Origin of the sequence: Parabacteroides sp. AF21-43 (genome assembly GCF_003635435.1) — a bacterium.
In the GTDB taxonomy this organism is placed as follows: domain Bacteria; phylum Bacteroidota; class Bacteroidia; order Bacteroidales; family Tannerellaceae; genus Parabacteroides; species Parabacteroides distasonis.
Genome location: NZ_QTMG01000021.1, coordinates 1 through 12,952, shown reverse-complemented (window position 1 = coordinate 12,952; position 12,952 = coordinate 1). Strand labels below are relative to the sequence as shown.

The 12,952-nt window shown below is 46.4% G+C and carries 8 protein-coding genes, 1 tRNA gene and 1 pseudogene; 2 read left to right on the top strand and 8 right to left on the bottom strand.

Annotated elements, in window-relative coordinates; translation table 11 throughout:
- Together DWX84_RS14330 and DWX84_RS14325 are read right to left on the bottom strand one after the other, a co-directional pair.
- Positions 1 to 1,000 (bottom strand): site-specific integrase (locus DWX84_RS14330; protein WP_122377543.1); only part of this gene is annotated, 1,000 nt, incomplete at its 3' end.
- Positions 1,001 to 1,245: 245 nt separating this feature from the next.
- Positions 1,246 to 1,318 (bottom strand) — tRNA-Phe (locus DWX84_RS14325).
- 215 nt (positions 1,319 to 1,533) lie between these two features.
- On the opposite strand from DWX84_RS14325, the gene DWX84_RS14320 reads away from it, so the two are divergent.
- Positions 1,534 to 2,652 carry a DUF4852 domain-containing protein gene (locus DWX84_RS14320; protein ID WP_048928195.1) on the top strand — a complete coding sequence of 373 codons (1,119 nt, stop codon included), beginning with the start codon at positions 1,534 to 1,536 and terminating at the stop codon, positions 2,650 to 2,652.
- A 76-nt stretch (positions 2,653 to 2,728) separates the two neighbouring features.
- Here DWX84_RS14320 and thiL read toward each other — a convergent pair whose 3' ends face one another.
- The 6 genes from thiL to DWX84_RS14290 are packed head-to-tail and all read right to left on the bottom strand — an operon-like array spanning position 2,729 to position 12,004.
- Positions 2,729 to 3,757, bottom strand: a complete 1,029-nt coding sequence (gene thiL, locus DWX84_RS14315; RefSeq protein WP_005858417.1) for a thiamine-phosphate kinase — start codon at positions 3,755 to 3,757, stop codon at positions 2,729 to 2,731.
- A gap of 7 nt (positions 3,758 to 3,764) precedes the next feature.
- A complete protein-coding gene (gene lpxK / locus DWX84_RS14310; protein ID WP_048928196.1) occupies positions 3,765 to 4,874 on the bottom strand; it encodes a tetraacyldisaccharide 4'-kinase in 1,110 nt (369 codons plus the stop codon).
- 10 nt (positions 4,875 to 4,884) lie between these two features.
- Positions 4,885 to 6,633 carry a signal peptide peptidase SppA gene (gene sppA / locus DWX84_RS14305; RefSeq protein WP_081024245.1) on the bottom strand — a complete coding sequence of 583 codons (1,749 nt, stop codon included), beginning with the start codon at positions 6,631 to 6,633 and terminating at the stop codon, positions 4,885 to 4,887.
- 30 nt (positions 6,634 to 6,663) lie between these two features.
- Complete coding sequence (locus tag DWX84_RS14300; RefSeq protein WP_048928198.1) at positions 6,664 to 7,614, bottom strand: DUF4922 domain-containing protein; 951 nt, start codon at positions 7,612 to 7,614, stop codon at positions 6,664 to 6,666.
- The gene (locus tag DWX84_RS14295; protein ID WP_048928199.1) at positions 7,611 to 9,071 is read right to left on the bottom strand and encodes a glycosyltransferase family A protein; all 1,461 of its coding nucleotides are present in this window, start codon (positions 9,069 to 9,071) and stop codon (positions 7,611 to 7,613) included. The genes DWX84_RS14300 and DWX84_RS14295 overlap by 4 nt, the downstream gene beginning before the upstream one ends.
- Positions 9,068 to 12,004, bottom strand: a complete 2,937-nt coding sequence (locus tag DWX84_RS14290; RefSeq protein WP_121961374.1) for a xanthan lyase — start codon at positions 12,002 to 12,004, stop codon at positions 9,068 to 9,070. The genes DWX84_RS14295 and DWX84_RS14290 overlap by 4 nt, the downstream gene beginning before the upstream one ends.
- A 119-nt stretch (positions 12,005 to 12,123) precedes the next feature.
- Between DWX84_RS14290 and DWX84_RS22195 the strand changes: the two are divergent.
- Positions 12,124 to 12,234, top strand: a pseudogene (locus tag DWX84_RS22195) (integrase); the annotation flags it as partial.
- Positions 12,235 to 12,952: the final 718 nt, after the last annotated feature.

Below are 12,952 nucleotides of genomic sequence, written 5' to 3'. Positions count from 1 at the left end.
AGCTGTTCATTTTCTGATTGCAGGGAACTGGCAGCAGCCTGTTTTTCTTTTGGCAAGTCGGATGTTCCGCATATCTGCGGAGAATCTCCAATGGAATATCAAGCAAAGGAATGTTACACATGTTCTTCGTCTTTTGGCGAGGCTTGCGAATCCATAGGTTGCCATTGGAGTCTTCTACGATATGTTCCGGTGCCAGTTGTTGCACGTCTATGAAGGCTAACCCAGTGAACGCTGCAAAGATAAAGACATCACGGACAATGGTGATACGCTCTAACGGAAACTCCTTGTGATAGATAGTGAGTAGTTCATCCATTGTCAAGAACTCACGGATAACCTCTTTCTCATGAAACTTGATGCCGATGAACGGGTCTTTGGTAATCCATTCGTTAGCAAGCGCAAGATTGGTTATCTTCTTCAAGCACTTCATGTAGCGGATAACCGTATTCTGCTGGCACTCCTTCTCTGTTTTGAGGTAGAATTCAAAAGCACGTACCAGTTCACCATTGACTTCCGACAAAGGCAAATCCTCCTTACCGTATTTCAGTTTGATAAGTTCCGCAAGATAACGCTTACAACTTTCATAACGGCGGACAGTAATCAGGGCATAGTCCTTTCCGATAAGTTCACGGCATTGGTCGTTATGTTGTTGGATAGTTTGAATAAGTGTACGGGCAACTTCCGGTGCTTGGTCTTGTCCGAAGAACTTTTTCTGCAACAGGTGAGCGGTGATGAACTGCCCTTGTTCTTCCAGTTCATTGAAAGTCTGGTGGAGTTTGATTCTTGCATCCTCGATATAAGCATTCAAGTCACAGGATTTGCGGCTTTTGCCTTTTGCGCATTCCTTCGCTTGATTCCACAAGGCAGGCTCGATACTCTTACGGATATTGTTTTCCACTCGCGCACCGTTCACCGTGATGCGCATACACACGGAGGCTTCCCCGTTTTTCAGCAGTTTGGCTTTCTTGATGAAGAAAAGCACATTGAATGAGTTTCTTTTCATGTTCCTACAATTTTTTTCGTTGGACAAAAGTAGGAAACCATACACGCTTTCTTGATACGCAAAACATTGCAAATCAACGAGAAGTAAACTCATTAGGAGGAGATTTATACCCCACCGTTTTTGCTCCACCTTTTGGAACACCGCGAACGGTAATATTCTGCCGTTTTTTGCGTTCCGCAGGGAAACAAAAAATCCCGATTTCGTTTGGAAATCAGGATTTTACTGCCTTTTGCTTTTCTTCAAAGTGGTGCCACCAGGAATCGAACCGGGGACACAAGGATTTTCAGTCCTTTGCTCTACCAACTGAGCTATGGCACCATCATGTCGTTTTGTATATCGTTGTTTCGATTACGGGTGCAAAGATACGGACTTTTTTGATATATGCAATAGGTGGCGGTGGATTTTTTGAAAATATTTGAGGGTAGAGGTGAAATTAGCTGCTATAAGCAGGGTAAATAGGGGGAGCGTGTAGATAAATATGGATTTTTACTTATTTTTGGAAGCGGGTAGAGAATGATTAATAAGCTATAGATATGAAGAAAGTAATTTGGAGTATTGTTTTAAGTTGGGTATGTTTGGCATTTGCTGCTGCTGGGATAGGAACTCGTGATGCGGTGTCTGCCTGTGATGGGAAAGTGTATAAAAAAGGGGATAAGATTATGTTTGGTGTCCCTAAGGTTTCCGGATATTTGTTTGTTAGGACGTTTACAAAGGATGGGAAGATTTCTACGATGCCGAAAGAGAATCTGGCTAGTCAAGAGGCGGTGATCGTTGATATTCCAGATTACGATAAGAAACTCTTTGAGGGTATGGGCGTTTATTCTGAGGAAGAAACGCATCCTCTTGTCGTGGTAGAGCTGGATGGACGGCGTCTTTGTATAAATATTAATGATGCGCTTAGTCAAGGGAATATTGTTTCGGAATATTTTAAAAGCGAAGTTGAGGGTGTGGTCGATTTAACGTCCGATCTCTTATTTGTTTATGCGCTTAAATTAAATAATGTGACAGTTGATGACGATGTGATAGTAAGGTATATGGCTCATTGTGACAAGAATCTGGTAGAGAAAAATCAAGCGGATCCATTTACTATGGCGGATCTTAAGAAAGAATATGCCGCTAAATTGGAAAAGGCGTTAGGGGACGTTGATTTTAGTAAGGTGTTTCGTATTGAGAGTCAGTCGGAGATGTTACAATATGATATGGATAAGCAGATCTTTCCATTAAAAGGGTTGTGGTGCCCACAAATTAAGACAGACCAGCCGGATGCGTTGGCTAAGATTGGCTTTTGTAAATGGGATGATTGTGCCTTTCGATTTGTGAATATACCAGAGTTCATGAATGTCCCTTGTGAGACGGCTCGTGCGAAAGGGTTTTATGATATGAGGAAAGTCGGAAAAGTGCCTACTTATAATAAGCCGCTGGCTACTTCTTATACTTATATCCGTTTCTTGGATAAGAAGGTACAGCTTCCCGAGAAAAAGAATAAGGTCTATCATAACGGTGATATAAAGAGTATGTCTTTGGCTGATTTGTATGGGAAAATGGCTATAGAGGCGCAAATTATAAAGATGGATGTTTATCACTTACCTTTCTTGAAGATAAGTGATTTTGAACTCTTCTATAATTATTTAGGATCCATTGAAGTGAAATAATAGGAAAACGGTCCGTCCCCCAATAAAAATGAGACGGACCGCTTTGCATTCGTGAATTCAGAGCGGATATTTCTTTTTAGTTTAGTGAGTTCCAACCTTGCGCCTTAAGCTCGACTTCACCTCCGTCACGACCGACAAGATAATTGCCTAACTCCGGCTTTGTTATATGACCGATCACCTTAATACCTTTCATTTCCGACACCTTATCATGATCTGCTAAAGGAACAGTGAATAAGAGTTCATAATCCTCACCTCCATTCAATGCCGCGGTTATCAGATTCATGTTAAACTGCTCTGCCATGGCTGCGGTTTGGTAATCGATAGGAATACGATCTTCGTAAACTCGGCAACCTACATTACTTTCTTTAGATATATGAAGCAACTCCGAAGAGAGGCCGTCGGAGATATCCATCATGGAGGTAGGAACGATTCCTGCTTGGTCAAGAACCTCGACAATGTCTTTGCGGGCTTCCGGTTTTAATTGGCGTTCCAACAAATATTCTTTACCAGAGAAATCGGGCGTGAAATCTTTCTCCCCATTAAATATGCTTTTCTCCCGTTCCAGTAATTGGAGACCCATGTAGGCGGCCCCTAAATCGCCGGACACGCAAATAAGATCGGTCTCCTTGGCTCCGTTTCGATAGACAACTTTACCTTTCTCTCCCTCGCCTAGGCAAGTGATGCTGATCGCTAACCCTGTGCGTGAGGCGGAAGTGTCGCCACCAACGAGATCTACGTCATAGATATCACAAGCGAGTTTAATGCCCTCGTAGAATTCTTCGAGATCTTCTACACAGAAACGTTTGGAAATACCCAATGATACCGTAATCTGTTTCGGGCGGCCGTTCATGGCGTAAATATCGGAGAAGTTTACGACTGCGGATTTATAGCCGAGATGTTTCAACGGCACATACATCAAATCGAAATGAATACCTTCCAGCAAAAGGTCTGTCGTAACCAATACTTGCTTGTCTGTGTAATCTAGTACGGCTGCGTCGTCACCAACACCTTTCAACGTACTCGGATTTTTAAGTTCTATTTTATCGGTGAGATGACGGATTAACCCGAACTCTCCCAAAGTCGATATTTCTGTTCTATTGCTCATAAGATTGTTAACGTAATATAGGATGATTCTTTATTCTTGTATCAATATGTTTAACTATTAATTCTTGAAATTGTTTTTCCCGGTCCATACAGAAACCCACCGTAATAGGCAAACAATATAAATGAGAAAACCATTCCATGGGAAGCGAAGGAAGGTCACGGAGTCGGGCGGCATCTTTCTCCGTGATGATTATCAATTTACTTGTAGAAGTCAACCGCTTGAAGGCCGTTTGTATTTTCTGGATGTCATGCCGATCGAAGGCGTGATGATCCGGAAAGATCAATGAGGTGACATGCTCCGTATATTTATGGATCTCTTTTTCGAGAGGTGCCGGGGATGCGATACCGGATACCAATAAAACCTCTGTAGTAGAGGCCAGCCCTTTTAATGTGCGTCTGGGGGCTTTACCGGAAAAGACGGGTTCCAGCTCCCCGTAAAGAATACGGCTGAAATAGAGCTCTTGATAAGCTGAGAGATGTATATCCTCCTCTATGATCCGGAAGTCTATAGGTTGTATACATGACTCACATTTCGTGACAATGATCACGTCCGCACGTCGAGCGCCATCCATAGGTTCCCTTAAACGGCCTGCGGGCAAGAGCTTATCTTGCGTATAAAGACGGTGGCAATCGGTTAAAAGGATGTTCAGCGTGGGGGCGACGTATCGATGTTGAAAGGCATCGTCCAGCACGATCACTTCCGGGCGCTTATTCTCTGGCAGAGCCAATAGATTGCGGATACCCCTGCGGCGATCAGCGTCTACGGCAACGAGAATATCCGGAAACTTACGTTTCATTTGGTACGGCTCGTCACCGATATCCTTGCTGGTACTTCGCTGATCGGCCAACAAGAAACCGGAGGTTTTCCGTTTATAGCCACGGCTGAGTACAGCTACCCGGTATCGGTCTTTTATCAAACGGATGATGTATTCCGTATGAGGGGTTTTTCCGGTCCCCCCGACAGTCAGGTTCCCCACGCAAATAATAGGCAGATCATACCGCTCTGTCCGAAGGATTTTCCAGTCGAACAGCTGATTCCTGAATCTCACCCCGATTCCATAAAGGAAAGAGAATGGAGTGAGGAGTTTATTGAACTTAATCGTATGATCTGTCAGCATGGTCCAGTTATTATAACGGTTTCATATCGTAAGGCATACGAGCTTGGATTCCGCAATTCGTCTTGATATTATTCAACGTCTTGAAGTACTCGAACTCATTGCCCAATACATTTTTGACGATAGAGAGTTTCACCTCTCCGAGCTGGCTTTCCAAGAACTCGTCCAAGAAATTCTTGGAACCGCTGACGGTAGTTACGCTATACTGATCCAGATCAGCCAACCCCGCCGCTGTGCTTATAGCTAATTCAATACCGCCCAGCTCATCGACCAAACCTCTTTCTTTCGCTTGCTCACCCGTCCAGACCCGTCCTTGTCCGATAGCGTTGACCGCTTCGGTAGTCATACCTCTACCTTCGGCGCAGCGGGAAAGGAACGTTTGGTAGCCTCTTTCCACGTATCCCTGTATCAGTGCTTTCTCACTCTCGGTCATGGGACGGGAGAGGTCTCCTAAGTCCGAGAACGTGTTCGTCTTTACGATGTCCGTGGTCAACGCTAGTTTCCCGAATAATCCGGAGGCGTTCGGGAACATGCCGAAGATACCGATGGAGCCGGTCAACGTATTCGGTTCGGCGATGATCTTATTAGCGGCGCATGAGATATAGTAGCCTCCCGAGGCAGCTACGTTGCCCATGGAAACGACCACAGGTTTCACCTTTTTCAACTCGACAACTTGACGCCATATCTGCTCGGATATATAAGCGCTACCTCCCGGGGAATTCACACGGAATACCACGGCTTTCACGTCATCATTGTTTTTTAGCTTGATAAGCTCATCGGCCATTTTCTCCGTGATACTTTGTTCGATATCGTAAAAGTTGCCGGGTGTTTGCGCCTTAATCTCGCCTTCGGCGTAAAGTACGGCTATCTCCGGGACGTTTTTGGTGGGTGAGGCCTTGAGGGTTTTCATTTGAGCTAAGTTGGCCGATCTCAGTTTCTCTCCATTTTGTCCGGCTAACTCTTTGACATATGCTTCTACCTCCGGCTTATACTTCAATTCGTCTATAAAGCCACATTCTACCGTTTTCACAGGGTCCGCGAAGAAAAGCCCCTCATTGGCGTAATGGTTGATATCGTTCACGCTGATACCGCGTGATTCGGCGATGCCTTCGGCTATATTATCCCAGATGGTGGAGATATACGATTGGATTTGCTCCCGGTTCGCCTCGCTCAGCTTATCCAGCATAAAAGGCTCCACGGCACCTTTGTAGGTACCTACCTTAAAAATCTGCATCTCGATACCTACCTTATCCATCAGTCCTTTGTAGAATAGGGTTTGCGAGGCGAGTCCCGTCAATTCAAGGATGCCTTGCGGATTCAAGAATACCTTATCGGCTACGGAACAAAGGAAGTAGTTCCCTTGCGTGAAATTATCGGCGTAAGCTACCACGAACTTGCCGCTTTCCTTGAAGTCTATCAGCGATCGGCGGATTGCCTCCAAGCTGGCGCTACCCGAGGAGAGAAGCCCCGATTCGATATAAATCCCCGCGATCTTGTCATTCTGTTTCGCTATCCGGATCGTCTCGAGCAGGTCCTTCAGTGACAGCATGTTTTCCTTGTCGCCCATCAAGGCGGAGAATGGATTCTCCGCCGGGTTATCCGCTAGCGTCCCGTCTAGCTTGATCTTGAATACCGTATTGCTTTTGGGGGTGTAATCAGGTGTGCTACCTACGGTGGCGATATATCCTATAGTCATGGATATCAATACCGTCAGGATTATTCCCATTGCCAACATAACGCCTAGCGTTGAGGCAAACATCATTTTAAAGAATTGTTTCATATCTATTGAAAACTAATTAGATGACAAATGTACGAAAATTTCCTCTACGTCCCGGTCGCTGAGGCATACTTGTTGGTAAACATCTCGCAGAAGCTCCGGGTTGATCTTCTTGAAATCCTTTTCTAAAGGGGTGATGAAAAGACCTCCGATATCGGCAGCTCCCGGGCTGGACAGGAGATGGTCGTCGCCCTCGGCCTCGTATTGCCACGGGCGGTGGCGTTTACGAGGGATAACCGTGATTACCCAATTATTATCGTAATAGGAGCCGAAGATATTCATCATCGGCTCGGGCTCACCGGGAAGTATCGGCAAAGCGGCGTAGATCTTTTTGAAGAGCCGGGTGGCGGCTTCTTCGGTGGCGGCTTGGATGACGAGGCCGGGGCGGAGGTTGCCGGTGAGTGGGTATATACGGTTGTCGTATACACTCGCATACGATTGTCGTATAAATTGGGTTACCTCTTCATCCAGTGGCATGATGCCTCGTGTCACCGCTTGGAAGTGGGCATGATCCGGTGCCGAGGCTCCGCTACGGGGTCCATTGTAGAAGACGGTGAAGGGAGCGAGTCTCCTTGTCAGTTCCAAGAAGTCATTCCATTGCGGCAATATCAGTTGCGGAGTATGTTTCCGGGTAGGGATCGTGAAATGCTGGGGGAAGATCGGGTAGGGGTTGCACAATACCAGATGGCGAAAGCCGAAAGGCAGTCGCTCCTGTTCCACCGGCAGGTTCTCGGGACATAGGAAGCACTTGCGTTCTTTTAGGGATCGGGCATCTACCTTGGCCCCGGTGGAAACAATACGGGCGGGATTGAATTGCGCACGTATCGAGAACCCTCCCATATCGAAGGATTTTACTTGCACGGCCTCCAGCGCCTTATAGTTCTTCTCGGCCAATGGCCATGTCACGAGTTGCTTGGCTAATAATTCGGTCGCTTGCGATGAGCTGACCCAGTTGTTTGGTTTCATTGTCTTTCCATGTTTAAGCGGGCCTCGAGTTCCCAAGTCCTGATTTTATCCTTATATATATTATGGTTGTTCATTTTCACGACATCCAATGAGGCGTCGGAGTTATCTTCCCAACGGCGGCAAAGGTACAGCACGTCGTAGATCCGCCCGATCGGGTACTCGCGGCTGATGCGCAGGCCGAGGGCGTAATCTTCTCCGTAACTGGTGTTCGGGAGGTTTAGTTTCCGTAGCAAGGGTGTATAAAAGGCTCGGGGCGCTCCAAGCCCGTTGATGCGGAGGGCGTTATTGCGGCCGTTCTCGGGAGTCCATTCTTTATGGTCGATAATTCCGGGCGGGATGGTTCGCATATCGAAATCGGTCATTCGGTAGGTTCCGACCACCATGGCGCATCGCTGCTCGTAGAAGGCTTCCACGATCTTACGCAGGGTATGCTCGTCGCTGTATACATCATCGCTATCCAATTGGATGGCGAACTTGCCGCAAGCCGAATGGTGTATTCCTATATTCCAGCAACCCCCGATGCCGAGGTCGTCACGCTCCGGCTGGATATGGATAATACGAGGGTCCGTGGCGGCGATCGTTTGGATTCGCTCGGAGGTGCCATCCGTAGAATGATTATCGATAATGATTAGATTAAAGGGGAAGGACGCCTCTTGCCGCAGTACGGAACGGATAGCGTCCTCGATCGTCCGTACACGGTTACGTACAGGGATAATAACGGAGGCTTCCGTTTGAAATGTCTGCTCGTCAAAACGGACTGGCTTGAAATGAGGGGGCAAGTAGCCGCCTATCATCTTTAGGTGATCTGTACAGGCGGCTTCCATCTCGATCTGTACAAAGCGGTTCTTGGGATCTACATAGTCGAACATCTTCTCTCCGGATTTCCGTAAATCATTCTCTACTTCTGTATATAGATATTCGTTGATATGCGTCAGCGGAGCGTTTTGGGAGACTTTCAGGCGCAAGTCGTAGAGTCCGGCGAATGTATATTCCGTATCCATGGAGGCTATGGCGTTTTGTAGCGTGGAAGAACGATAAAGTAGGAGGGAGCCGAAATTGAAATCATCCCTAAGACTTCCTTTCTGGTAATCGATCACCGGATGGGGGTTGAGTTTGCCCTCCTTCTTCTCGTAATAATCGGAGTAAACCATACCGGATCTCGTATCGTCGGCGATGGCGACAAAACGCTCTAGGGCATACATGCCTAATAGAAGCTCTTCAGTCTTCGTATAAATTAACGTATAATGGGCACTGGCATAGCCGGCTATTTCCCGGAGGGTCTTCGTGCTCCATATATTCTCCGTGCGGATTAAATTGCAGGGATAAATAGCCTTGGCGTGGGGATCGTCCGTGATTAGATAGATCTGACTCACTAAGGACGACTCGGCCAATTGCGCTACCGTTTGTCGTGTAGCCTCTATTTTTCCATAAGGGATAAAGCAATTGATTCGTTTCATTGTATATACTGTATTTTATTTTGTTGTTGAATGGAGAAAAAGCGTAAGATGGACTCCATGAGTCGATTTCGTTCCGACGGTGTTTGAAGCGCCTCGAATGGGAAACCGAGCGAACAAGTCCGGTATTTTCCTTCATAAACGATTCCCGCCCCGATATTGTTCTCCGGATATCTCAAGATGGTATGGGCGAGCTTATCCGCCGGAAGTACACCGTCTACCGACTCGATCGAGTAGCAAATAGGGTTCGGACGTGTCCGGAACGTGTATCTGCCGTTTATATATCCGTAAGGGGATGCGCAACTGTTTACGATTCCCTCCTTGCTGGCATTACGGCTAGCCAACTTCCCTTTTAGTACCTCCTCGACGAACGTACGGTCTTGTGCGTTGCCCCAGCTGTCGGAGAAAAGATTCGTCCCGCTTACAAGCAAGTTGCCGCCTTGGGCAAGGTAGCTGCGAAGCGTATCCTGTAAAACGGGAGTGATAACCGGTTGGCGCTGTTTTCCTAAAATCAAGTCAATAATCGGATACGTATCCGGCTTTACGACTCCCTCGGCCAAAGATTTATGGCTACATGAAACAAAGGAATAACCGGTCCCGGCCATGGCCTGCCCATGTATGAAAGGATAATCGAAGGTATTGCCCGCTATGACTTGCCCTGCGTAATTGTTGTAACTATCCCCATGCCCGTTATTATCATTGCTGTTCCATGTGGCGGAACGGCGGAATTCGAATTGATCCCCGATAAATGCGATATCATTCAGATAAGGCACTCCCCGGTCGACGGCATAAAGAAAGCCGGCTAAACTATCCGCCGCACTCTCGAAACTGGCTGGACCGCTGATCCTGTCGAATCCATTGACGATTAATACCGTCTTATCCTTTTCACCTTTAGGAGACCGGTAAACACTTACGATCTCGGAAGGGAAACTGATGCCTCCCTTATTTACGGCAGCTACCTTATAACTATGGATAATACCCGCCTCAATTGGAAGAATGATTTCTTCTCCTTTTACGAGCGTCCCGTTATCGAATCCACCGCTGTCTTTTCGACTATAAAGGATATAGGCGGTTGGTGAGGCACTCTCCTCAAGAGTATCCTGTACGGCTTTCCAGCCGATTCTCACTTTATTCGTTTCTACGAGCTCCGTATACAGACGATCGGGTGGGAGCGGTTGTACGATAGGCTCCTGTTTATTCTGGAAACAGATATAACGGAGCATCCCTTTATAGATCGCCCTACAGATAAGGAAACGGAAGCGTGGGTCTAACCCGTAACGCATATCGGCGAAGTTTTGATGGGATAGTAATTCTAATAGCATCGTTGGGACATCGGGAATACGTGCCTCTATATAAGATTGATTCCACATGCCCCGGCGGCTCCATTGAGGATTGTAAACCTTGCGGACATCGGACAGGATCTGTGTTTGGATCATGTCGGTTAGGTCTCTGGCGATCTCCCGGCTTTTCCGGTTGGTGTAGATTCCGTCGTTGCTTTTAGACATATAGATGCCGAGTGTCCCTATAATTGAGTCATCCGGGGTGGTTCCTGCGTCGGAATGGAATGCGAAGGCCATGTCGATAGGGATATGGGCTTGTTCTTTTAAATAATTAACCCATCGGGGACGTGCGTAAATGTCGTCTTGATAATCATTGCGGAAAGTGCTTTTCGAATAGATACTATCCGGTATTCCCGCCCATTGTAGCCAATATCGGGCCGCCTCGGTAAACCGTGGATACCCACTTGTCTCTGCTTCTATCGGATAGGGACTTTCTAGCGGGCTACGTGCGATGTTCCCCATGCCGCCACCGATCTTGATTGCGTCTGCCGTGATAATCTTTCCCGATTTATTGCTTTGATTCGTTAATACGATTCTCTCATGGGCTTGTTCATGTGCCGTGAATTTGAAGTTTCCCAGATAGATCCAAGTCCCACCCCCCATTGTTTGATTGACGGCGATTGTGGTTTCCCCTCCGGCATGATGGATGGTATACAGTGCCTGCTCTGTGCTGTTCGGAAAAGATTGATAGGAGGCATAGACCGCGTAATTCCCCGATTCCGGAATTTCGGGAATCCACTCGATGAGACTTTCTTTTCCTTTCCTCTGTGTGACCGTCTGCCGATAGGTACCTTGCGTAAAAGGGTTCTCCCCATTCGTATAAGTAGCTTGAATATGCCCAAATCCGGCTTTCTCCCCATCCGACCAAGCTTTCTCTCCATCCAATTCCTTATACTCGGATCCCGGAGTAGAGCGATCATTGTCGATAATGATTTCGTGTATTTGAGTGTCCCTTTCCCGGGGGATAAGAATAGTCGCTCCTGCGTTTTCAAGCATCGGGGTCAGATAAGGAAGAACAAAACTCTGCGTAAATAAGTCCTCCACGGTGCCGAACATGCGAGCCCGTTGCCATTCCCAGCGATGGGCGGTCTGGGCGTAATATAAACCATGGCTTTGCCAAAGGGCGATATGACGGTTTTGTAATCCGTTTTTTATCTCATGAGGGCTGGATAGGCTACGGGTTAGCGGGTATTTGCTCTCTTTAATGGAGTATAGCCTCTTTTTGTTGGGACGTCCTTTTCTGTCGTATTCGGGAATCAGGCTCTCAATGTCTGTACCTCGGGTCAAGATGACGATCTTGGAGGCATTGGGGAATAGGGGAGCTATACTTGCGTAAAGCTCAGAAACGTTATATTCCCGAAAAGGGATGTCCTCCAAAGCTTCATTGGCGAAAAGCGTGACTTTCTTCTTCTGTATGAGGATGGAGTCAATCTTAATGGTGCGTGAAGACACATATTGCCTTGCGAAAGAGTTTAGCTTTTGATCCAATTGCTTTTTTAAGCTTTCACTATCCTGCCCTTCTGCCGGAAAGCTCCAGAGAAAAATGGATAGTAAGGATATGATGATCCTAACAGGATAGGAGAGTTTTTCTCGCATATTTTTATAAATATTATTGGCTGTCTTATTTCTACAAATTTACGGAAAATCTCCGTAATAACCTTATAAAAAGCCCAGATTGGCGCAATTAAAATTGAATATGAAGAAGGTAGGGGCAAATTGTGGATATTGGGAGAAGTCAAATCTATGTGAACGGCAGCAAGGAGAAGAACGGATTTGTCCCTATCATGGGACGGGTAGCGATTAACGGGACGATGGTGCGGTTCAGTTCAGTTGCGAGCGAACTATTCGTGTTCATGGTCAAGACGCCTATCTGGGGAATGATTATCCCTTCTTGAAGTGTCGGGTTTGCGATAGTATCTCAATGGGAAACGGTGGTAAAGTCAATGGGATAGAGGTGTTATCTCAATGACTTTACGGCCGTGTCCCATAGGCTTTTTTTGTATCCCGGATAAGTTGGTAGGGGATGGTTCAGGGCGCAAAGGGCGCATCTTTGCGAGGTTTGTAAAACTTTTATATTATAAAAAAATTAGCGTCTTACTTATTATATAGATGGAGTAATATATTTTTTTTGTAAAATGTTTTTGCGAACACGTAAAGATGCGCCCTAATGCGCCCTGTGATTTTTTTTGAAGATTTTCTTGATGTCTTAAAGTATAGATAGACAGTTGTTTATGTAATACTGTTCTCTTAGCCCTTTTTTAGTCTTTGGGGCGATATAATCGGCCTAAACTCACATTTACGTGGCCCAAAAGCACGTGTACAGAGCGATTTTCTCGTGATTCCATGAGCAGAAAGCCGTTTTTCCCGTGTGATTTCCTCTCGTCGCTAGGACCCTGTTTATCGTTTTTATACGTGTAAAAGCACTCGTGAGAGCCCTGTTTTCGGTACACGCGGTGACTCGTAAGTTAAAAAAGAGCATCACGTATTATTTAATGTACGCAATCCCCCTCGTGAAAAAAAGCCTAAAAAATAATGCCCGATAAA

What these genes read in the sequence shown, in the direction of transcription:
- DWX84_RS14300 (WP_048928198.1), bottom strand. Translation starts at nt 7,614, where the DNA reads ATGAAACCAAACAACTGGGTCAGCTCATCGCAAGCGACCGAATTATTA.
- DWX84_RS14320 (WP_048928195.1), top strand. Translation starts at nt 1,534, where the DNA reads ATGAAGAAAGTAATTTGGAGTATTGTTTTAAGTTGGGTATGTTTGGCA.
- DWX84_RS14290 (WP_121961374.1), bottom strand. Translation starts at nt 12,004, where the DNA reads ATGCGAGAAAAACTCTCCTATCCTGTTAGGATCATCATATCCTTACTA.
- lpxK (WP_048928196.1), bottom strand. Translation starts at nt 4,874, where the DNA reads ATGCTGACAGATCATACGATTAAGTTCAATAAACTCCTCACTCCATTC.
- thiL (WP_005858417.1), bottom strand. Translation starts at nt 3,757, where the DNA reads ATGAGCAATAGAACAGAAATATCGACTTTGGGAGAGTTCGGGTTAATC.
- DWX84_RS14295 (WP_048928199.1), bottom strand. Translation starts at nt 9,071, where the DNA reads ATGAAACGAATCAATTGCTTTATCCCTTATGGAAAAATAGAGGCTACA.
- sppA (WP_081024245.1), bottom strand. Translation starts at nt 6,633, where the DNA reads ATGATGTTTGCCTCAACGCTAGGCGTTATGTTGGCAATGGGAATAATC.